Source organism: Geothrix edaphica (assembly GCF_030268045.1).
GTDB lineage: Bacteria > Acidobacteriota > Holophagae > Holophagales > Holophagaceae > Geothrix > Geothrix edaphica.
In genome coordinates this window covers 1,599,335-1,620,633 of sequence record NZ_BSDC01000001.1, presented here as the reverse complement: position 1 = coordinate 1,620,633, position 21,299 = coordinate 1,599,335, and the positions used below count along the sequence as shown (strand labels likewise).

General features: G+C 67.3%; 16 protein-coding genes, 1 tRNA gene and 1 pseudogene. 5 read left to right on the top strand and 13 right to left on the bottom strand.

Features of this window, described 5'->3' with window-relative positions:
• Window positions 1–105: 105 nt before the first annotated feature.
• Entirely contained in the window at window positions 106–1,218 is a 1,113-nt protein-coding gene (locus QSJ30_RS07365) for an ice-binding family protein (protein WP_285608046.1), read from the bottom strand.
• Between the two features lie 367 nt (window positions 1,219–1,585).
• Here QSJ30_RS07365 and QSJ30_RS07360 point away from each other — a divergent pair, with 367 nt between their 5' ends.
• Entirely contained in the window at window positions 1,586–2,578 is a 993-nt protein-coding gene (locus QSJ30_RS07360) for a hypothetical protein (RefSeq protein ID WP_285607924.1), read from the top strand.
• 108 nt (window positions 2,579–2,686) lie between these two features.
• Here the strand turns inward: QSJ30_RS07360 and QSJ30_RS07355 are convergent.
• From QSJ30_RS07355 to QSJ30_RS07345, 3 genes are all read right to left on the bottom strand, one after another.
• Window positions 2,687–2,762, bottom strand: a tRNA-Ala gene (locus QSJ30_RS07355).
• A 102-nt stretch (window positions 2,763–2,864) separates the two neighbouring features.
• Entirely contained in the window at window positions 2,865–3,917 is a 1,053-nt protein-coding gene (locus QSJ30_RS07350) for a 2-oxoacid:ferredoxin oxidoreductase subunit beta (RefSeq protein ID WP_285607922.1), read from the bottom strand.
• A gap of 11 nt (window positions 3,918–3,928) precedes the next feature.
• Window positions 3,929–5,752, bottom strand: coding sequence for a 2-oxoacid:acceptor oxidoreductase subunit alpha (locus QSJ30_RS07345; RefSeq protein WP_285607920.1), 1,824 nt, complete (start codon window positions 5,750–5,752; stop codon window positions 3,929–3,931).
• 192 nt (window positions 5,753–5,944) lie between these two features.
• Here QSJ30_RS07345 and lexA point away from each other — a divergent pair, with 192 nt between their 5' ends.
• Window positions 5,945–6,598, top strand: coding sequence for a transcriptional repressor LexA (lexA, locus tag QSJ30_RS07340; RefSeq protein WP_285607918.1), 654 nt, complete (start codon window positions 5,945–5,947; stop codon window positions 6,596–6,598).
• Between the two features lie 158 nt (window positions 6,599–6,756).
• Here lexA and QSJ30_RS07335 read toward each other — a convergent pair whose 3' ends face one another.
• Window positions 6,757–7,899: an isocitrate/isopropylmalate dehydrogenase family protein gene (locus QSJ30_RS07335; RefSeq protein WP_285607915.1), complete on the bottom strand. Its 1,143-nt coding sequence runs from the start codon at window positions 7,897–7,899 to the stop codon at window positions 6,757–6,759.
• On the opposite strand from QSJ30_RS07335, the gene QSJ30_RS07330 reads away from it, so the two are divergent.
• The 3 genes and pseudogenes from QSJ30_RS07330 (at window position 7,880) to QSJ30_RS07320 (ending at window position 10,359) form a co-directional block, all read left to right on the top strand.
• Window positions 7,880–8,368 carry a peroxiredoxin gene (locus QSJ30_RS07330; protein ID WP_285607913.1) on the top strand — a complete coding sequence of 163 codons (489 nt, stop codon included), beginning with the start codon at window positions 7,880–7,882 and terminating at the stop codon, window positions 8,366–8,368. The genes QSJ30_RS07335 and QSJ30_RS07330 overlap by 20 nt on opposite strands.
• A 94-nt stretch (window positions 8,369–8,462) precedes the next feature.
• Window positions 8,463–9,038 (top strand): annotated as a pseudogene (locus tag QSJ30_RS14495) (GTP-binding protein); the annotation flags it as partial.
• A 727-nt stretch (window positions 9,039–9,765) separates the two neighbouring features.
• Window positions 9,766–10,359 carry a LolA family protein gene (locus QSJ30_RS07320; RefSeq protein ID WP_285607910.1) on the top strand — a complete coding sequence of 198 codons (594 nt, stop codon included), beginning with the start codon at window positions 9,766–9,768 and terminating at the stop codon, window positions 10,357–10,359.
• A gap of 4 nt (window positions 10,360–10,363) precedes the next feature.
• On the opposite strand, the gene QSJ30_RS07315 is transcribed toward QSJ30_RS07320, so the two are convergent.
• The 8 genes from QSJ30_RS07315 to QSJ30_RS07280 are packed head-to-tail and all read right to left on the bottom strand — an operon-like array spanning window position 10,364 to window position 21,291.
• Window positions 10,364–11,068, bottom strand: coding sequence for an HAD hydrolase-like protein (locus QSJ30_RS07315; protein ID WP_285607909.1), 705 nt, complete (start codon window positions 11,066–11,068; stop codon window positions 10,364–10,366).
• 6 nt (window positions 11,069–11,074) lie between these two features.
• Window positions 11,075–11,599: an inorganic diphosphatase gene (locus tag QSJ30_RS07310; protein ID WP_285607907.1), complete on the bottom strand. Its 525-nt coding sequence runs from the start codon at window positions 11,597–11,599 to the stop codon at window positions 11,075–11,077.
• Window positions 11,600–11,653: 54 nt separating this feature from the next.
• The gene (locus tag QSJ30_RS07305) at window positions 11,654–13,930 is read right to left on the bottom strand and encodes a HEAT repeat domain-containing protein (protein WP_285607905.1); all 2,277 of its coding nucleotides are present in this window, start codon (window positions 13,928–13,930) and stop codon (window positions 11,654–11,656) included.
• Window positions 13,927–14,607: an HD domain-containing protein gene (locus QSJ30_RS07300; RefSeq protein WP_285607904.1), complete on the bottom strand. Its 681-nt coding sequence runs from the start codon at window positions 14,605–14,607 to the stop codon at window positions 13,927–13,929. Before QSJ30_RS07300 ends, QSJ30_RS07305 begins: the two co-directional genes overlap by 4 nt.
• Window positions 14,604–16,094 carry a histidine ammonia-lyase gene (hutH, locus tag QSJ30_RS07295; RefSeq protein ID WP_285607902.1) on the bottom strand — a complete coding sequence of 497 codons (1,491 nt, stop codon included), beginning with the start codon at window positions 16,092–16,094 and terminating at the stop codon, window positions 14,604–14,606. The genes QSJ30_RS07300 and hutH overlap by 4 nt, the downstream gene beginning before the upstream one ends.
• A complete protein-coding gene (locus QSJ30_RS07290; RefSeq protein WP_285607899.1) occupies window positions 16,091–17,353 on the bottom strand; it encodes an MFS transporter in 1,263 nt (420 codons plus the stop codon). Before QSJ30_RS07290 ends, hutH begins: the two co-directional genes overlap by 4 nt.
• Window positions 17,354–17,391: 38 nt before the next feature.
• Window positions 17,392–20,187 carry a hybrid sensor histidine kinase/response regulator gene (locus QSJ30_RS07285; protein WP_285607897.1) on the bottom strand — a complete coding sequence of 932 codons (2,796 nt, stop codon included), beginning with the start codon at window positions 20,185–20,187 and terminating at the stop codon, window positions 17,392–17,394.
• Window positions 20,188–20,235: 48 nt separating this feature from the next.
• Window positions 20,236–21,291: an ABC transporter permease gene (locus tag QSJ30_RS07280; RefSeq protein ID WP_285607895.1), complete on the bottom strand. Its 1,056-nt coding sequence runs from the start codon at window positions 21,289–21,291 to the stop codon at window positions 20,236–20,238.
• Window positions 21,292–21,299 lie beyond the last annotated feature (8 nt).

Genomic DNA, 21,299 nt, shown 5'->3' with positions numbered 1-21,299 from the left:
GTGTCGATCACCTCAGTCCAACCGGAGCCTGGGGTGAAAATGAAAAACCGGGGCCAGGCGATAACCGCCCGGCCCCGGTGGCACTGTGGATGCTTCTTGGTCGACTTACTGGGCGGGTTGAACGACGGTGTTTCCATCGAGGCTGACTGCGGTCTGTGCCAGCAGCCGGCCATTGATCGTGGCACCCGTGTGCAACGTGACTGCCGTCTGGCTCAGAACGACCCCTTCGCAGTGGGCCGTGGTGCCGACATCCACGAGGCCGCTGACCTGCCAGAAGACGTTCTTGGGCAGTGCACCGCCCGTCAGGAGGATTCTCGCGGCGCTGCTCACGGTCAGGTTCTGGGCGATCTGGAAGATCCAGACATCCGTCGCACTGCCGCTGAGGGTGACATCCGTCGGGATCAGGAGGCTGGTACCCCATTTGTAGACACCAGGGGCGAGGGTCATCCCTCCGATGTTTCCGGCGCCCAACTCGGCGACGCTGGGCGCGCGGCCCGCCGCATCAGTGAATGCGGTCCCCATGTCGCTGACCGCCGTGGTCAGGTTGGTCGGGGTGGGCACTGCGTAGTCAGCCGCGTACACCTTCCCCGTGACCTGCGGGCTGGTTGAGAACACATTCGTCGAATCCGCAATCAACGAGAATCCCGTGATGTAGCTGGCCGCGGCTGGGCTGACGCCCAGATTTCCCGTGATGGCGGAGGTCGGCACGGTGGAAATCCCGGTTTTCGCGAGGATCACATAGGTGCCGGCCGTCCCAAGGCTCACAGGAGCTGCGGCCGCCACGGTCGTGCCAGTGGTGAAGGTCCAGGTGAGCTTCGCCGCGAGGGCCATGCCCATGGTGCTCTTGGCCCCGGTGCTGATCGTCGCGGTGAACGAGCTGTTGCTGGCAAGGGGTGTGCTTGGCGTGAAGTAGGCTTTAGAATTTCCGTAGATCACGGTGCCCTGGACCGGGGTTGCCGCCGCCCCGGTGGTCAGGGTGAAGGTGCTGCCGGTGAGGGTGGCACCATCCATCGGCTCACTGAACGTGGCACTCACATTTCCGTTGATGGGGACGTTGGTGGCACCGGCGAGGGGGGCATGAGAAAGGACCGTCGGTGTGCCTGTAGGTGTGCCTGGCCGTGCGGTTTGACCCCCATTACTGGAACTCCCGCAGGCGACTAACGAGAACAACAGCAGAAACGCGGAGGCCGGTTTCCAAAGGGGCAGTTTCAGATCCATCATCAATTTGGTATCTCTCTTGGGGTGTGGCGTGGGAAGAAGCAGAGGATGCGTCGCCACCAGCGGTGGGGGCGCTCCGAACGCTTCACCCAGAGTGCTCCCTATTTTATAAAATAAATTAATAATAATGAATATTTTAATAACAGTTGCTTATTTATCGAAATTGAATATTCAACCGCAATGAACCACCCTCGCCTTCATTTTCAAGGACGGAAGTCGTCAGAACGAAGGAGGCGATCAGCCACCTTGATTGAATTCAGCGTTCGATGATAGGCAGTAATTGAATTAAAAAAAGCAAATAAAGATAGTTAAACAATAGGCGTGATAATTGCTCTTATCGTCCCATGTGTTTGGAGCAACACCTGGAATGAAACACCGACACCTTTTCCGCCTCCCATTGATGTGCTTGCTGGGGAGCGTTCCCTTCAACCTTCGCGCGCAGGAACTCACCCTTCTCGCCGGGGCGATGAAGGCCACCGACATCAAGCAATCCAGCTATTCCTATCAACTGGAGTACCGTCAGGATTTCTACCAGAACCTCGCCGCTTCGGTCGCCTACCTCAACGAGGGCCATGTCCCTGGGCATCACCGGGACGGTTATGCGGTCGAGGTTTGGGGTCGTCTCCCCACGCCGCACAACCACTTCTCGATTTCACTCGGCGCGGGTGCCTATTTCTTCTATGACACCCAGGCGCTGCCAAGCGGTGGTTCGGCAGATGTCCATGGCACGGCCCCGATCATCAGTGTCACCGGCACGGGGTACCTTTCGAATCGGTGGTTCTACAGCCTCGCCCTGAACCAGATCCTCCCGGCGCATGATCTGAAAGTGACAACCGCAACCCTGGGGGTCGGCTACTGGTTTGGGCGCAACGAGAAACCAACCCCCGGTCAATTCGGCCATGGACCGGACGAGAAGGCTGCTGTGACCGGGAACGAACTGACGGTTTTCACGGGCCAGAGTGTCGTGAACACCTTTCGCAGCGAGTCAGCTCGTGCCTATGCCCTTGAATTCCGCCGTGGTCTCATCCGGCATGTGGACTGGACGGCAACCTTCATCTACGAAGGCAATCCGGAGATCGTCCGCCGGAGTGGTCTGGCGCTGCAAGGCTGGGCTGTTAACAATTTCTTCCAGGATCGCGTGACCGTCGGAATCGGTTTTGGTCCCTACATCTACATCGATCGCAAACACCCGGCCGCTGCAGGCAGCATCAATCCAACAGCCATCACGCCCCTGGCTTCGCTCAGCCTTTCCACACGCCTCACTGACCGTTGGAATCTGCGCCTCATGGTCGACCGCGTCACGAGCAGCTACAACCGCGATGCCGACATCATTCTCCTGGGGCTCGGCCCCCGCTGGTGATGACAAAGTCCAGGCCCTCAATGGTTCAGGGTGACCCCAGTTCTGAACGCCGGCGAGGTCATCCCCCGACAAGCGAACGGCGGCCCGAAGACCGCCGCAGGTACTGAGTGGTGGACCTGATCAGGATCGAACTGACGACCTCTGCATTGCGAACGCAGCGCTCTCCCAGCTGAGCTACAGGCCCACGAAACTCCAGTCTACCCGGCCTGAGGTCCGCGTCAATGCTTGGCCTTGTAGAACAGCGGCCGCCTGGTGGGGCGGCCGCTGGCAGGGACGGAGATTGAAATTACATGAGGGCCTGCATGATCTTGTCCAGCTCGGCGGGGCTGGGCTTGAGCAGGTCCTCGCCCAGGGTGGCCAGGGGTTCGTCCACCAGGTTCAGCACCTCGGGGAGGGGGGGCTGGGTGGGGTTGATGTAGAGCAGTCCGGTCAGGAACTCGCCCTTGGCCATGGACTCGTGGATGGCCTTCATGGCGCCGAAGCGGTCCGTGGGCTCGTAGCCCTCGTGGATGGCCTTGATGGCCACTTTGGAACCGTCGGGGAAGGTGACGATCTCGGTCTGGCCGGCGGGAATCTCCACCTCCTCCACCTCGGAGTACTGGATGAAGCCCAGGTCGTGGAGGGGAAAGTCGTGGTCCTTCACGTGCTTGTAGGAGCGGGTCGAGGCGTCGTGGTTGTTGAAGGTGACGCAGGGGCTGATGACGTCGAGCACCACGGTGCCCTGGTAGGCGAAGGCCGCCTTCAGGATCGCGTTCAGCTGCTTGGGGTTGCCCGAGAAGCACCGGGCCACGAAGCCGCAGCCCAGCTCGATGGCCAGGGTGCACGGGTCGATGGGCGGGAAGTCGTTCACGGCCCCGGACTTCAGGTGGGAGCCCTTGTCCGCGGTGGCGGAGAACTGGCCCTTCGTTAGGCCGTAGACACCGTTGTCCTCGATGATGTAGATCATCGGGATGTTGCGCCGCACGGCATGCACGAACTGGCCCATGCCGATGGACATGGAATCGCCGTCGCCGGAGACACCGATGTTGATGAGGGTGCGGTTGGCCAGGGAGGCGCCGGTGGCGATGGAGGGCATGCGGCCGTGGACGCTGTTGAAGCCCCAGCCCTGGTTCATGAAATAGGCGGGCGTCTTCGAGGAGCAGCCGATGCCGGAGTACTTGGTGACGCGGTGACCCTCGATGCTGGACTCGAACGCGGCATTGATGATCTGGGCCGTGATGGCGTCGTGGCCGCAGCCGGCGCAGAGGGTGGACTTGGAGCCCACATAGTCCTGCTTGGTGAAGCCGAGCTTGTTGGTGGGAGCGGCGGGAACCGGAGCGGAAGGCGTGGCGGTGGTCATGGTCGGCTCCTCTACTTCTGCTCGAAGGCGGTGATCTGATCGACGATGGACTTGGCGTCGATGGCGTGGCCGTCGTAGTGCAGGACGCTCTTGAACTTGGTGGCGTGCTCGGGATAGGTCTCGCGGAAGAGGTTGGCCAGCTGGCCGTCCCGGTTCTGCTCGACCACGTAGACCACCTGCTTCTCCTTCACGTAGGTGTCGACCTCGGCGGTGAAGGGCAGGGCGCGCAGGCGCAGGTAGTCGGTCTTGAGGCCCTGGGCCAGAAGGATGTCCTGGGCCTCGATGACGGCGGGATCGCTGGAGCCGAAGGCCAGCACGCCCTTGTCCGAGCCCTGGTTGCGGAACACGGGGCCGGGCACGAAGGCCTTGGCGGTCTCATACTTCCGCTTCAGGCGGTCCATCACCTCGACGTAGTCCTCGGGCTTCTCAGAGTACTGGGCGTAGGCGTTGTGGCCCGAGCCGCGGGTCAGGTAGGCGCCCTTGCCGCCGGGCGTGCCGGGCAGGCTGCGGTAGCAGATGCCGTCGCCATCCACATCCTTGTAGCGGCCCCAGTCCTTCATGTCGGCCAGCTGCTGCTGGTTGAGCACCTTGCCGCGATCATAGGGCTTGGCGGGGTAGGCGAAGGGCTTGGACGCCCAGTTCTGCATGCCCAGGTCCAGGTCGGTGACGACGAAGATCGGCGTCTGGAACTTCTCGGCCAGATCGAAGGCGTCGTAGGAGAACTGGAAGCACTCTTCCATGGTTCCGGGGAAGAGGTTGATGTGCAGGGTGTCGCCATGGCTGCACTTGGCGCAGAGCTCCACGTCTGACTGCTGCGTGCGGGTGGGCAGGCCCGTGCTGGGGCCCGTGCGCGCCACGTTGAAGAAGACGCCGGGGGCCTCGACGTAGTAGCCCAGGCCGATGAACTCGCTCATCAGCGAGATGCCGGGACCGGCGGTGGAGGTCATGGAGCGGGCCCCGGCCCAGCCGGCGGACAGCACCACACCGGCGGAGGCGAGTTCGTCCTCCATCTGCACGATGGCCACCGTGGACTTGCCGGTTTTGGGATCCTTGCGGTACTCCTCGGCGTATTCGATGAAGGTCTCGACCAGGCTGGAGGCCGGGGTGATGGGGTACCAGCCCACCACCGTCACGCCGGCGAAGAGGGCGCCCAGGGCGCAGGCCTCGTTGCCGTCCACGATGATGAGGCCCTGGGTCTTGTTGTCGCGCACGACCTTGATGTGGTCCTGGTCCTCCAGGTTCTCCATGGCCCAGTCGTAGCCCGCCACGCAGGCGGTCTGGTTCAGCTCGATGGCCTTGGCCTTGCCCTTGAGCTGCTTGGCGATGGCCTTCTTGACCTCCTCCATGTCGATGCCGAGCAGGCGGGAGGCCACGCCCACATAGATCATGTTCTTCACCAGCTTGTGCAGCTTGGGCTCAGGGCAGGAGGCCGTCACCAGCTTCTGGAAGGGCACGGGGATGTAGGCCAGGTCGCCGCGGAGCTTGTCGAGCTGCAGCGGCTCGTCGTAGATCACGAGGGCGCCGGGGTCGGCCTTGGCGATGTCCTCTTTGGCCGTCTCGGGGTTCATGAGGATCAGCATCTCGTTGCTGGCCTTGCGGGCCACGTAGCCCTGGGCGCTGGCGCGGATGGTGAACCAGGTGGGCAGTCCAGCGATGTTCGAGGGGAAGAGGTTCTTGCCGCTGACGAACACACCCATCTGGAAGATGGCGCGCAGCAGAACCGTGTTGGCCGTCTGGGAACCCGATCCGTTGACCGTGGCCACCTGGATGGAAAAATCATTGATCCGGGTTTTCGCTCCTCCGGCGGGCGAGGGGGCGGCAAGGGCGGCAGTCATAGGACTCCTTTCGCATCGGGGCAATGGCGACGAAGAGGGCGTAAATACTAGGTTCGCCAAAGCATCCGTCAGTATGGCAGAGGCCAGCAGGGGCATCCAGGAAAGGTGTCGGAAGGGGTGTCTTCGAGGATCTGAAATAAAGCGAAAAAAAAGGGATTGACGACCTGCGGATCGGCTCTTACCTTGAAGACCATGAAAGCCAGCGATCTCACCAAACGCCAGCAGGCGGTCCTGAAGTTCATCCGCACCTTCGTGCAGGACGAGGGGCGAAGCCCCACCTTGGCGGAAATCGCCAAGGGGGTGGGTTCCAGCGCCGTGTCCACCATCCACAAGCATGTCCAGCACCTCATGGACAAGGGCTTCCTCGTCCGCAGCCACGGGAAGGGGAACAACCTCGTGGTGGCGGCGGGGCCGGTGATGGAGGAGGCTGCGCCACGCGCCGAGCGGAACGAACCGGCCAGCCCCGTGAGGATCTTCCCCTTCTGCGGGGATGTGGCCGCGGGCTCGCCCATCCTGCCCGAGAGCCGCGCCCTGCCCATCGAGGTGCCCAACAGCATCCACCGGCAGCGGGACGAGCTCTTCGTGCTGCGCGTCCGGGGCGACTCCATGGTGGACGACGCCATCCTCGACGGCGACCTGGTGGTGCTGCAGCGGAAGGGCGAGTACCGGAACGGCGATCGCGTGGTGGCCCTCATCGACCAGGAGGAGGTCACCCTCAAGGAGTTCCGGCGCGACGCCAAGGGCGTGTGGCTCATCCCCCACAACCCGGAGCTCCAGCCCCGCTGCTACGCCCCCCAGAACATCGACATCCAGGGTGTTCTCGTCGGCGTCATGCGCAGCTGCTGAAGGCCGAGCTGACGCCATCAAAAGGCTGATGAAAGCGGAGGAGAGCTGAGTCGCTGAGAAAAGCGGAGAAAAGAATCCGTTCTGTTCTCCGCTTTCCTCTGCTCCTCCGCAGACCTCCGCTTATCAACGCCTTCCCCACTAAGCGGCGGAATGCAGGGTCAGGGCAACTGTTCGCGGATGGCCGTTCCCATCTCCCCGGTGCTCAGGTTGCCGCCCAGGTCGCTGGTTCTGGCTCCGTCACGCAGGGTGGCCGCCACGGCCTCTTCCACCGCCCGGGCTTCGGTCTCCCAGCCCAGATGCCGGAAGAGCAGGGCGGTGCTGAGGATCATGCCCACGGGGTTGGCCAGGCCCTGCCCGGCGATGTCCGGCGCGGAGCCATGCACGGGTTCCGCCAGGACCGCGCAGCGGAAGGGGCGGTGCGGCGCCCAGCTCAGGGAGGGCGCGGTGCCCATGCCGCCGGCGAAGGCCGCCGTGAGGTCGCTGATGAGGTCGCCCAGATAGTTGTCGGCGGCGATGACGCCGAAGGGAGCCGGATCCTGCACCAGGGCGCAGAGGAGGGCATCCGCATGCATGCCGCGGGCAGGCACCTCCGGGTGCGCGGCGCGGAGATCCTGGAACACCCGGAGCCAGAGCCCGTGGCCGTGCTTCAGGACATTGGCCTTGTGGGCCAGGGTCAGCGTGCAGCCCCGGGCCCGCGCCCGGAGGAAGGCCGCTTCCAGCAGGCGGCGCACCGCTCCTTCGGTATGCACAGCCAGGTCCACGGCTCGACCGGGCTCGGAGGAGCCTTGGAGGCAGTAGGCCCCCTCGGTGTTCTCGCGGAAGACCTCGAGGTGGAGGCCCGCCATGCGGGTTCCCGGGAGGGGCCGGCAGGGCCGGAAGTTCACGGTCAGTTCCAGGCCCTGGCGCAGGCGCAGGAGGATCTCCTCGGCATGGCGCCCGTCCGGCACCCGGGGGTCGCCCACGGCACCGAAGAGGATGGCGTCGAACCGGTCCCGGAGGTCCGCGTAGGCCGCCTCGGGCAGGGTCTCGCCCGTGGCGAGGAAGTGGTCCGCCCCATAGGGCAGGCGCTCGGCCTCCAGGCGGCGCCCCCGGGCCCGGGCCCATTCCAGCAGTGGCTCGGCTTCCGCCATGACCTCGGGGCCGGCCCCGTCCCCGGGGATGAGGGCGATGCGAGTGATGTGGTCCAAGATGTCCTGCTCCGTTTCTGTTTCCAGTTCCAGCCGATGGTGCCACACTCCCACCCCTCGGGAGGCGACCATGGGCCGGAACTGGAGGGTGGCGATGGGGATTCTGTCGATCATGGGGCTGGCTTCCGCAGGGGAGATCGCGGAGGGCGCGAAGGCCCCGGCCTTCGAGGCCCGGGACCAGCACGGCGCCCTGATCCGCCTGGCGGATTTTCAGGGGAAATCGAGGGTGGTGCTCTATTTCTATCCCAAGGACGATACGCCGGGATGCACCGCCGAGGCCTGCAGCCTCAGGGATGGGTTCGCGGCGATCCAGGCCGCGGATGCGGTGATCCTCGGCGTGAGCGCGGACACCACCCAGAGCCACAAGGCCTTCGCCGAGAAGTTCCACCTGCCCTTCAGCATCCTGGCGGATCCGGACAAGCGCATCATCGAGGCCTACGGGGTGAAGATGCCCCTGCTGGGCTTCGCGAAGCGGACCACCGTCCTCATCGACCGGCAAGGCATCATCCGGAAGATCATCCGGGATGTCCGTACCAAGGATCACGACCAGCAGGTGCTGGCGCTCCTAAAGGCCCTGCCCTGAGTCCGGACACCAACCCTGGCGGGGGAACACCCGCATTTGCATTGAGCCCGGGAGGTTTTCCGGGCTAAACTTTTTCTTCCCAAGAGGTTCGAGAATGGTGTTCTTCAACCACGCCACCCGGCAGATGACGGCGAAGATCGTCTACTACGGGCCGGGTCTGTGCGGGAAGACCACCAACCTCAACACCATCTACGGCAAGACCAGCCAGAAAGCCCGCGGCGAGATGGTGAGCCTCAACACGGAGACGGACCGCACCCTCTTCTTCGACCTGCTGCCCATGGATGTGGGCATGGTGGGCGGCTTCAAGACCAAGCTCCAGCTCTACACCGTGCCGGGCCAGGTGTTCTACAACAGCACCCGCAAGCTCGTGCTCAAGGGTGTGGACGGCATCGTGTTCGTGGTGGACAGCCAGGTGCCCATGCTGGACGCCTGCCGCGAGAGCTGGCTGAACCTCGACGAGAACCTGCGGGAGCTGGGCCTGAACCTGCAGGACATCCCCGTGGTCTTCCAGTGGAACAAGCGGGACCTGAAGAACGTGGTCGCCGTCGAGGAGCTCGAGGCGGTCTTCAACGCCCGGGGTGTCCCCAGCTTCCAGTCCGTGGCCTCGGATGGCACGGGGGTCTTCGAGACCCTGCGCGGCATCACCAAGCTCGCCCTGTCGCACATCAAGACCCACGTGCTCGGAGAACCCCAGGCAGCCGCCCCCGTCCCTCCAGTTCCCAGCGCACCCGCCCCCCGGGAGCAGGCCCCGACGGGAGGAGGGGCCCTCACCCTGTCGGACCTGCCTTCCGTCACCGATCTGCTCGACATGGAAGGCTCCTCGGCCCAGGCTTCTGGAGTCGCCCCGCTGCCCGATCTGGACGACGACACGGGCATTTTCATCGAGGCGCCCCACCTGCCGGAACCGCCATCCGAGGACGGAACCCTCTCCTTCCTCATGGAGGAGGGTGTGGGGCCCTTCGACGCGGAGGCGTTCTCCGCATTCCAGGCCGATGAACCTGCGGAGAGCCAGCTGCCAGTCCCGGAGGCCCCGGCACCCTGGGAGGAGCCCAAGGCCTCGGAACCTTCCCCTGGACCCAGGCCGGCCGCGAAGGCCGACCCCCTGGCCGCACTGGCCTCGCTGAAAGTGGAAGGCAAGCGCCCGGCCCTGCGCCCCAGGAGTGTGGATTCCAAGGACGCCATCTCTTCCCTGCTGGGCGAGCTGACCCAGGTGGGGCGCCAGGGCGCGCCCTCCGTGCTCCGCCTCGACGTGCCCGCGGAGATGGACGGCCAGGAGGTCGAGGTCTTCGTGCAGCTGCGTCACAAGGGGGTGGTGCTGGCCGAGGGGCAGGTCCACCGCCCGGCGCCGGCCAAGGGCAGCACCGCCAAGCTCAGCGTCGAGCTGAAGCGGAGCTGACGTGCGCGTCCCCTCCTGCGGCATCGGTTTCCTGGCGCTGCTGGCGGTGCCCCTGTCAGCGGCCCTGCCGAGCTGGTGGACTGCCTTTCCCAAGGTGCCCGCCCTCGCCAGCCGCTTCCGCCAGGAGAGCGACAGCGCCGTCTTCGGAAAGATGGCGCGCGAGGGGAACCTGCTGGTGGCCCGGGGCGGACGGCTGAAGGTGACCTACGATTCGGGGCTCACCGTCACCTCCGACGGCCGCCAGCTCGTGCAGTACGATCCGGACACCCGCACGGCGCAGCGCGTGGAGCTGGCGCGGGCCGTGCGCGACTTCCCCCTGCTGGGAATCCTGCTGGATCCGTCGCGGATCGAGGCCCTCTACCGGGTCGAGGCGCTGGGGGGCGACGCGGTGAGGCTGGTTCCGAGGACGCCCGACGTTCCGGCCCTCAAGGCCACCGGACGCAGGGGCCTGCTCCACGGCCTCGAGTGGACCGATCCCACCGGCGCGCGCCAGCGGCTGGAGCTCCTGGACGCGAAGAAGCCACCGGCCCCGGGCCCGGCCGCCTTCAAGGCCCAGGTGCCCGCGGGCACGCGCTGGGCGACTCCGAACCGCTGAAGGCCTACTCCGAACGGCTGAAGGCGTCGAACACCTCAGGCTGCGGGAAGCGGACGCGCAGCCAGGCGTCCAGGTCCGGCACCGTGTCGAAGATGTGCTCCGCCCCGGCCTGCTCCAGCTCCCCGCGGCTGCCGTAGCCCCAGCCCACGCCGATGGCCTCGAGGCCATGGTCCCGGGCGGCTTCCATGTCCACGCCCCGGTCGCCGATGAACACGCCGCCGGGCCAGACGGTGCCCCGCTCCGCCAGGCCCGCCAGCACCTCGGTCTTGGGCTGCCAGCGGCCCTTCAGCGTGCTGCCGAAGATCTCGTCGAAGACGAGGTTGAGGTCGAACTGGTAGGCGATGCGGCGCGCGAAGAGGCTGGGCTTGGCGGATACGATGTAGATGCGGTGCCCCTGGCGCTTCAGGCGGTGCAGGAGGTGGAAGACGCCCGGGTACAGCTCGTGCTCGAAGACGCCGTCCTCGCGGTAGCGCTCCCAGTAGAAGTCCAGGGCCTCCTCCAGCCGCTCCGGATCCTCCAGGCCCGGGACGGTGGCCAGGGACTCGCGCATGCCGAAGCCGATCCAGGCGCGGACTGTGGCCTCGTCCGGCATCTGGAGGCCGAACTTCTCGCAGGTCTTCCGCACGCCATTCCGGACCCCGAGCAGGGGATCCACGAGGGTTCCGTCCAGGTCGAAGCAGACGAGGCCCGGGGCCTCCGGTGATGCCATCGGCCCCTACTTCTTCTGCCGGTTGTAGGCCTCGATGGAGGACCGGACGAACGCGTGCGCCTCGTCCTTGCCGCCCCAGCCGTCGCTGGACACGCTCTTGCGCTCGAGGTCCTTGTAGGTGAGGAAGAAGTGCTCCACCTCGAGGAGGAAGTGCGGCGGCAGGTCGCTGCGGGAGGTCACGTGGGCATAGGTGGGGTCGTCCGTGGCCACCGCCAGGACCTTCGAGTCCAGGCCCTTGTCGTCCCGCATGCGCAGCAGGGCGATGGGGCGGGCACGGATCACCACGCCCGGATAGGTCGAGCCGTTGATGAGCACGAGGACGTCCGCCGGATCGCCGTCCTCCGCCAGGGTGCCCGGGATGAAGCCGTACTCCGCCGGGTAGTGGAAGGGCGAGAAGAGCACGCGGTCCACATGGACCAGACCCGTGTGGTGGTCGATCTCGTACTTGATGCGGGATCCCGTGGGGATCTCGATGATGGCGTTGACGATTTCAGGCGCCTGTTTGCCGGGATCAAGGTGGACCAAGGACATGGGCGCTCCGCGAAGACCTCGATTTTCGCATGCCCTGTGACGTCCGTCACGAGCTCAGGCCATTCCCCTCAGCCCCATCAGGGCCTCGCGGAACTCCCCCCGGGGCTCCGCCTCCTGGACGCCTTTCAGGAACGCCATGGCGGCGGGGGTTCCGAGGTCCATGAGGGCCCGGGCGGCCGCCAGCCGGATCGGGGTGGACTCCGTGCCCGCGAAGAAGCCCCGCCGCCGCGTCAACTCCGCCAGCGGGGCCAGGGCCTCCGGGGAACCGATGGCGCCGAGGGTCTCAATGGCCTTGATCCGGAGCTTCTCCATGGCCCGGCGGTCCTGGGCGAACTCGGCGATGGCCGGGAGGCCCGCCACGGACTTGAGCTGGCCCAGGGCGAAGAGGACTTCCTCCAGCGCGCCCGGATCGGTCTCCTTCATCCGGGGGATGAGGTACGGCTCGGAGGCCGGCCCGCAGAGCCGCCACAGGGAGCGGATGGCCACCCGGCGGACCCGGGGCTCCGGATGTCGGAGCAGGGGCGCGATGGCGTGGATGAGGCCCGCATCACCGATGTCCGTGAGCAGGTTGAGGGCGTTCCGCACCAGGTACCAGGTCGGCGATTCCAGGGCCTGCAGGATGGGCGGGAGGGCGGTCGGGCCCATCTGCCGGATGGCCTCCACCAGCCGCCCGCGCTTCACCCGGTCCTCTTCGTGGCCCAGGCAGGCCATGAGGTGGTGGACCATGGGGACGCCGATGAACTCCAGGTACGGGAATACCTCCGAGGCGAGGTGGGCGCGGTCCATGCCGTAAAGGTGGGCCACCACCTCGTCGAGGACGCCGGGGCGGCGGAGGGGCTCCAGGAGCCGGTCGTAGGCCTCCTGCCGCCAGGGCTGGGGATGGTCCAGGAAGGCACAGACCTCTTCGAGTTCCCGGACGTCGGAGATGACCTGGTTGAGGTGGCCGCGGCTGACGTGGGCGCGAAGGAGGGTCTCCAGCGCCTCCGTGGTCCAGCGGTGGGTCGGGGGGTCCGGCTCCCAGGGGAAGTTGGCCTTGAGGCCCTCGGTCAGGGGGGCCTCGATGTCCGGGGGAAGGCCCGGGGCGTGGGCCCACCGGGCGATCCCCGCCAGGGTCTGGGCGGATTGCAGGCGGAGCAGGCGCTCCTGGCGGAGGGCGTCCAGCAGCAGCTCCTGCACCCGGATGAAATCGTCGATCCTGCCGAGGTCCAGGAGCTCTCTCAGGAAGGCCAGCCGCTCATCCAGCGTGAGGTCGAAGAGGCACCCCTCCTCGAGCACCTTCACGAGCCGGGCTTCGAGGCTGAGGTCTTCCCAGGTGACCCGCCGCAGGAGGAGGCCGATCTTGCTCGGGTCGTGCCCCTGGCCACGCAGGAAGTCGCCAAGGCCGCCCCGCACCTGGTCCCGGTCGGACAGGCGATTCAGGATGCCCTGCACGGGGCCGGCCAGCTGGTCCCAGGTCGCCCCCTGCCCGAGGAGCCCAGTCACCGCCTGCTGCAGGAGGCCGCCCGCCAGGCCCTGGACCCCGACCGCAAGGCCGGCGGGCTCCTGGGGCAGGGTGTCGAGGCCCGCCAGCAGGCGGAGCAACATCCCCGGGCCCAGGCCCGAGAGCACCTGGCGAAGGGTGTCCACCTGGTCACCGGAGGGCTGGTCCGGCCCGAAGCCCAACTCGGCGCCCAGGGGCCCCAGGCCCCCCAGCTGGAGGGGCTGGAAGTCCTTGAGGAAGGCCAGCTCGTCGGCCTCGGCGGGGGCCGGACCGTCCCCGTGCCCGCCGGGATCCGCACCCTGGCCGAGGGGGAGGGAGAACAGGAGGGCCTCCAGGATGGCCTTCACCAGCGGGTCCTCTGCGGGCGGCGCCTGCACCGAGGGGGCGCGGTTCAACTCCCGGCCGGCCTCCTCGGCCTCGTCGCCTTCCAGCACCACCTGGTAGCGGACCTGGGTGATCTGGATGCGCTTCACGCCGGCGGCCAGCAGCATGCTCTCCAGCCCGCCCAGCTCCTGGACCCGCGGAGGCCGGGTTCCCAGGGCCTCCAGGAAGGCCGCGAACTCGTCCGGGGTGGCCCCGCGCTCGATGATGAACCCGCTCACGCCCCGCTCGGTCACCTGGCGGACGAGGGCGGCGAGGTGGGGGCTCCGGTCCTCCTGGGCCTCGCCGTTGAAGAAGGACCGCGCCCCCGAAACCACGAACTGGATCCGCGGGCGCTCCTCCAGCTGCTCCTGCAGGATGGCGTAGGCCGTGGCCACGGCGTCCTTGGAGCGGGGATGGGCCGCGGTGTACATCTGCATGGACCGGAAGGCCACGGCCAGGGTCTGCGCGAACTGGAGGGAATCGCTCATGCCGGAGTCGCCTTCATGGGATCGGACCATTCCCGGCGCAGCTGGGCGTAGTGGGCCTCCAGGAAGGCCAGGCGCCGCGCGCCCTCCTCCCGGGCCGGTTCGGTGTTGAAGCTGGCGGTGATGCCCCGGGCCAGGTCCAGCCAGGCCTCGCCGCGGCGCAGGATCTCCTCGGTGGTGATGGGCTGGAAGGCGCCGCTGATGCAGCCGAAGTGGATGAGGCTCGCGGCGCCGATCTTGCTGAGCTTGTCGCAGTCCCAGAGGCAGGCGGTCTCCAGGGGCTCCAGCCGCTTCGTGAGCTTGAGGCCCACGTGGTGCTCGATGGCATGGCGCACGGCGGGGATCTTCTCCGGCGGGAAGTCTGTGCCCGAGAGGATCTCCTCCACCCGGGCCGAGGCATCCTGGGCGTGGGTGTCCTTGGCTTGGGGGTCCTTCAGGCGCTTGGCCACGTCATGCAGCCAGGCCGCGCACTCCACCACCTCCGCGTCCGCGCCCACCAGGGGCGCCAGCCATCGGGCCAGGAGCACCGCCGCGTAGGTGTGCTCGAAGCGGTAGTTGAAGATGGGTTGGTACTCACCGTCCACCTGGTGGCCGATGCCCCAGAACCGGATGGCGTCGGCATCGGAGAATTGCCGGAGCGCCAGTTCGCAGGCGGGCCGCCAGGGGGTGGGCTGGTTCATGGGCAGGCTTCCTGATGGGCCCGGAGGGCGCCGAGGGTGGCGTTGAGCTCTTCGTACATCACCCGGTCGGTCCAGGGGGCGCAGGCCTCCGCCAGCCGGGCGACCAGCGGCTGAAGTCCGGCCGCGGGGGCCAGCCCGATGATGCGGAGGCCTTCGAGCGCCATGCGGGCTTCGATGGCCAGCACCTGCTCCAGGGCCTCCACGGCGCGCAGCAGCTTCCGCGCGGCGATGGGACCCATGCTGACGTGGTCCTCCTTCCCGGCGCTGGTGGGGATGGTGTCCACGCAGGCGGGATGGGCCAGGCCCTTCATCTCGCTGACCAGGGCGGCGGAGGTGACGTGGGCCATCATGAAGCCGGATTCGAGTCCGCCGTTCTGGGTGAGGAAGGCCGGGAGGTCGCTGTAGGCCGGGTTCACAAGGCGCTCCTGGCGGCGCTCGGAGATGCTGGCAAGGTCCGCCGCCGCGATGGCGAGCACGTCACAGGCGAAAGCGGGGTACTGGCCATGGAAGTTGCCACCGGAACGGGACTCCTGAGTATCTGTGAAGATCATCGGATTATCCGTGGCACTGTTGAGTTCCCGCTCGAGGATGGCGCCGGCGAACTGGAGCGCGTCGCGGGTCACGCCGTGGACCTGGGGGATGCAGCGCAGGCTGTAGGCGTCCTGCACGCGGTGACAGTCCTTGTGGCTTTCCGAGATTTCGCTGGAGGTACCCAGGATTCCTCGCATGCGCTCGGCCACGGCGATCTGCCCGGGGTGGGGTCGGGCGGCGTGGATGCGCGGATCGAAGGCCGCGCGGGTGCCTCGCAGAGCTTCCAGGCTGAGGCCCGCGATTTCATCCACCAAGGCGGCCAGGCGGGTGAACTTCTCGACCGCCAGGTTGCCCAGAGACGTGATGAGCTGGGTGCCGTTGATGAGGGCGAGGCCCTCCTTGGCCTGCAGGGTCACGGGCTTCAGCCCGGCCTTGGCCAGGGCTTCCCCGCCGGGGACCTGCCCATCGCTGCCCCATGCCAATCCTTCTCCTACCAGCAGGAGCGCCATGTGGGCCAGGGGGGCCAGGTCGCCGCTGGCGCCCACGCTGCCCTGGCTGGGCACCACGGGGACCACGTCGCGGTTCAGGCAGTCCGTCAGCAGGCGGATGGGCTCGGGCCGGATGCCGCTGTGGCCCTTCAGGAGGCAGTTGATGCGGGCGGCCATGAGGGCGCGGGTCTGGTCCTTCGGCAGGGGCTCGCCCACGCCGGCGGCATGACTGCGGATCAGGTTGAGCTGGAGCTGCTGGAGCTGGTCCGGGGCGATGACCACGGTGGCGAACTGGCCGAAGCCCGTGTTGATGCCGTAGACCGTGCGGCCCTCGGCCACGATGCGGTCCACCACGGACCGGTTCTCGGCCACCAGGGCCAGGGCGCCCTCGTCCAGGACGACGCCCTCGCCGGCGGCGATGCGCGCCAGCAGGGGGGCGGTGAGGGACTGTCCATCGAGGCGGATCATGCAGGCACCTTGCGGGAGAGGGTGAGGGCGAGGCAGAGGGCCAGGGCAAGGGTGAGTCCGGCCACGGTGTAGGAGGTCTGGCCGCCCCAGCGGGCGAAGGTGAAGGTGCCCACCGCAGGGCCGATGATGCGTCCCAGGCCGGTCATGGCATTCAGCACGCCGAAGAGACTGCCCTGGTCTTCCGGCGGGGTCAGCCGGCTGGCCAGCGCCGAGCCGGCGGTGTTGCCCATGCCGCTGCCCCAGGCCAGGGGGATGAGGAGGAGGAGGAATGGCCACATCCAGGCCGCCAGAGGCATCAAAGGCAGAGCTAGGCCCATCAGGATTAGGCCTGCGATGAGGGCCACCCGCTCCGGGACGCGCTTGGAAACGACGCGGACGAGGCCACCCTGGTAGATCACCATGAGTACGCCGATGCCGGCGAAGAGGTAGCCCACTTCCCGCTGATGGAAGTCGAAGCGCTGATGGACCATGAGGGCGAAGGTGCCTTCCATCATGGCGAAGCCCGCCATGGCGAGCATGGAGACCCCCAGGAGCTGGGGCATGCCGGGGCGCTTGAAGGCCTTCACCAGGGCGTGGCCACGGGTTTCGCGGGACCGGGCCTGCGCTTCCTGGTCGAGCGTCTCAGGCACCCACAGCGCCACCAGGAGGGAGGCGGCCAGGGAGAGACCCGCCGCCACGAAGAAGGGTAGATGCCAGCCGCGGGTCGCCAGCAGGTGATGCCCGAAGGCACTGCCGCTGAGGACACCGGCCATGGCCGGTCCCAGCACGAAGCCCAGGCCGAAGGCGGCGCCGATCATGCCCATGGCCTTGGAGCGCTCCTCCGGGGCCGAGCTGTCCGCCATGGCCGCCTGGGCCACGGAGATGTTGCCGCCGGTGATGCCATCCAGGATCCGGGCGGCGAGCATCCACTCGAAGCGGCTGGTGAGGGCCAGCATCAGGTAGCCGATGGCCGAGCCCACCAGGCTCATCCACAGCACCGGCTTGCGGCCGATCTTGTCCGAGGTGCGCCCCAGGATGGGGGAGGCGATGAACTGCATGAGGCTGAAGCTGAGGAAGCCCACGCCCGCCCAGAACGCGCCCGGCGTGGTGCCCGCCCCGCCGAGGCCCAGGAAGTGGTTGACGCTCTCCATCCAGGCGCTCGGATGATCCGCGATCTCCTTGGCGTAGAGGGGCAGGATCGGGATGACGATGCCGAAGCCGAGCAGGTCGACGAACACGGTGAGGAAGATGGCCAGCCTGGCGCGCTTGGAAGACGGCATGAGGTTCTCCAGCCGACCAGTTTAGCTTGGGATCCGGCTCAGCCTTCCAGGGCTCTCTGGAGGGCGGTCTTCAGATCCTTGATCTGGTAGGGCTTTTGGAGGAAGCCCGCAGGCCCGCCGTCCGGGAAGGTCTGCAGGGAATCCTGCTCCGTGAATCCACTGCTGAGCACCACCGGGATGGCCGGGTCGAGCCCCCGCATGGCCCGGAAGGCTTCCCGGCCGTCCATGCGCGGCATGGTGAGATCCATGACCACCAGGCACAGGTCCTTCCGGTGCTCCTGGAAGCGGTCCAGGGCTTCGAGGCCGTCCCGGGCGGTCACGACCCCGAAGCCGAGTGAATCGAGCGCCAAGCCGGTGGCGTCAAGGATCTGTTCCTCGTCGTCCACCAGCAGCACGAGGCCACGGAGGGGCGTGGTGCTGGGAGCCTGATCCGTGGGCGACTCCGGCAGGGTGGCCTGGGTGGAGGCGGGGAAGCAGAGCCGGAACCGGCTGCCCCGGCCCACCTCACTGGAGATGTTCAGGCCGGCCCCGTGCCCCCGGAGGATGCCCAGCATGGCGGAGAGGCCCAGGCCGCGGCCGGTGGCCTTGGTGGTGAAGAAGGGGTCGAAGATGCGCTCCAGCACATCGGCCGTCATGCCGCAGCCGGTGTCTTCCACCTCGAGGATCACATGGCGGCCGGGAGTGGGGGCGTCGACCCGGTATTCGTCCCGGAGGACCGGAGCCTCCAGGTGCTGGACCGATGTGGTGAGGTGGATGACGCCTTCCCGGTCACCGATGGCATCGGAGGCATTGGTGACCAGGTTCATGACCACCTGCTGGAACTGGGCCGCGTCCGCCTGGATGGCCGGGAGGTCCGGCTCCAGGTCGAGCTGGAGATGGATCTTCTTCGAGATCGAGACCTCCAGGAGGTGGGTGAGGTCACGGACCACGGCATTGAGGTCGTGGGGCCTCACCTGGAAGTGGCCCCGCCCGGAATAGGCCAGCATCTGCTTGGTCAGCTCGGTGGCACGGAGGACGGCGGCCTCCATGTTCGTCAGGTAGGGGCGGGCGGAGGAGTCATCCGGGAGGCGGAACTGGGCGAGGTTCAGGTTGCCCAGGATCACGGTCAGCAGGTTGTTGAAGTCGTGGGCGATGCCTCCTGCGAGGACGCCGAGGCTCTCCAGCTTCTGGGACTGGCGGAGTGCCTCCTCAGCCCGGCGGCGATCCGTGAGGTCAAGGAGGTAGCCGAGGTGGTAGCCGGGGTCGGAACCCTGGCCGGCCACCGACGTGCTGAAGTCATAGAACCAGCGGTATTCCCCGGAGGCGGTGCGCAGGCGGTACTGCTGCTCGTAGTGGGTGAGCCCCTGCGCCTTGAATTCCGCCGCAGCCTGGTGGATGGCCTCCACTTCATCGGGGTGCACCAGCGAGTTGTAGGAGATCCGTCCGCTGACCAGATCGTCGGGCGGGTAGCCGAGAATGGTCTGGATGTTGGGCGAGACGTAGTCCACCGGCCAGCCTTCCTCCACGCGCCACTTGATGACCATCACCGGGCCCCCCACGAAGAGGCCCCGCTCGGCGAGGAGCTCCTCCTCCGCCTGCTGCCGCTCCGTGATGTCTGTGGCGATGCCGATCACGGAGTCGACGTCTCCGTGATCGTCGAAGACCGGCGTGAGCAGGTTGTCGAACGTCCGCTCCCGGAACCGGGCCGTCTCCCGGGAGGCCCGTCCATGCAGGCCTTGGCGGACCTGGCCCAGCACCAGGGGGTCCCAACCGTGGCTTTCGAATACGGACCGCCCCACCATTTCCCCTGGGCGCAGGCCGATCTTGGTGAGGCCCAGACCCTCCGACAGGATGAAGTGTCCCTCCTGGTCCAGCTGGTAGATGATGGCCTGGGAATACGCGAGGACGGTCCTGATGCGCCGCTCGGCGTTGCGCAGTGCCTGCTCGGCGGTCTTGCGGTCGGTGATGTCCCGGGTGATGGAAAGCAGGCAGCGGGCGCCATCCGCCTCCATGATCTTCCCGGACATGAGGCCGGTCAGGACGGTCCCGTCCTTGCGGCGGAAGGTGGCCTCCAGGCCTGTGAACTCCCCGTGGTCCTGGATCAGCTGCACGGCGCGGGAGCGGTCCTCAGGGTTGGCCCAGATCCCGAGCTCCAGGGAGGAACGCCCGATGCTCTCCTCCCGCGTCCAGCCGGTGAGGCGCGTGAAGCCTTCGCTGACGTCCAGGTAGACGCCATCCTCCAGGCGGCTCAGGTTGATGGCGTCGGGCGAGGCGTGGAAGACCTTGGAGAACTTCTCCTCGCTGAGCCGGAGGGCATCCTCGGAGGTCCTCCGCTCGATGGCCATGGCCACCTGGCCCGATACGAAGACCAGCAGGTCCCGTTCTTCCGGCGTATAGCGGCGGACGCCGTCATACATCTGGATGGCCAGGACCCCGAACACCCCCTCGACCCCGACGAGGGGGGCGCCGAGCCAGTCGAGGGTGTTCGCTCCAAGAGGCTCGACCTCACCGGAAGCCTCCAGTCCCTGCAGGATCTCCTGGTCCAGGAGGATGGGACGCTCCGTGCGGAGCACGTATTCCGTCAGTCCCCGGCGGAAGATCCGGGGCGGCGGCGCCGGGTCCAGGGCGTCCACGAAGTAGGGGAAGGAGACCGTACCAGAGGCGCGGTCCCAGAGGGCGAAGTAGAGGTTCTCCGCGGGCATGAGGTCGCGGATGATGGTGTGGACCCGGCCGTACAGCTCCTGCAGGTCGATGGCCCGGAGCGCGGCCTCCGCGATGCGGTAGGTGGCTCCCAGATACCTGCGGACCAAGGCCAAGGCCTCGGTCGGGTCCTGGGGTTCCCTCGGTGGACGCATGAACCTGTTATCGGGCCGGTCCCCTGTCCGCACAAGTTCCGGAGGGGGTCAGGCCCAGCGGAACCGGCGGACCGCCAGGGCGAAGGCCGCGCAACCCCAGGCCGCCACGATGGCCAGTCCCACCCCATGTCCCGCCAGGGTGCCCCCGTCGTTGAACACGGCCCGCAGGGCCCGCAGGAACGGGGCCAGGGGCATCACGGCCACGGCGTGCTGGAGCCAGGCCGGCGCCGAGTCCAGGGTGAAGTAGACGCCACTGAGCATCATCAGGGGGAAGAACACCAGGTTCGAGATGGCGGCGTAGCCCTCGGAGGTCTCCGCAAAGCCGCTGAGGGCGAAGCCGAACGCCATGAAGCAGCCGGTGCCCAGGGTCATGATGAGCAGCAGGTCCAGGAAGGACCCCTGGTTCTGGATGCCGAAGACCAGGCGGCCCACCAGCAGCAGGATGCCGGCCTGGATCACGGTGACCGTGAGGCGGTGCAGCACCTGGCCCAGCAGGAAGATCCACTTGGGGAGGGGCGTCACGGCCAGGCGGCGGAACTTGCCCTTCTCCCGGTAGGACACGTTCACCATGCCCACGCTGAAGAGGCCCATGCTGACGAGGTTCAGGCCCAGCAGGCCCGGCAGCAGGAAGGAGGCGTAGTTGGCGGAGTGCTTGTGCCCGGGGCTCTCCACCTGGACAGGGATCCGCTGCGGCTCCGGCTCGCCGTTCAAGCGCGCCTGGGCCATCAGCCAGGCCTGGTTCACCAGCCCGGCGGTCGCCCCCGCCTGGGCCATGAGGTAGCTGTTCAGGCGGAGGCGGTAGCCGGCGCCCTCCGTTTCCAGCTGGGCGGCGGTCTCGCCGCGGGCCCAGCGGGCCTCGGCCTCGGCCTTCGGCAGCGTCTGGACCTTGAGCTGCAGGTCCGCCAGGGCCTGGTCGAGGGCCAGGTCCCGCGCGCTGGGCGCCGGGGCCTGCACGCGCACGACGGAGAGCTTGGGGCCGCCGCCATCGCGGAAGATCGTCCCGAAGCCCAGCAGGAGGATCACCGGGAAGGCGAAGGTCCAGAACATGGCCACGCGGTCGCGGCTGTAGAGCCGCCATTCCATCACGAACTGCCGCCAGAGCATCCTAGGGC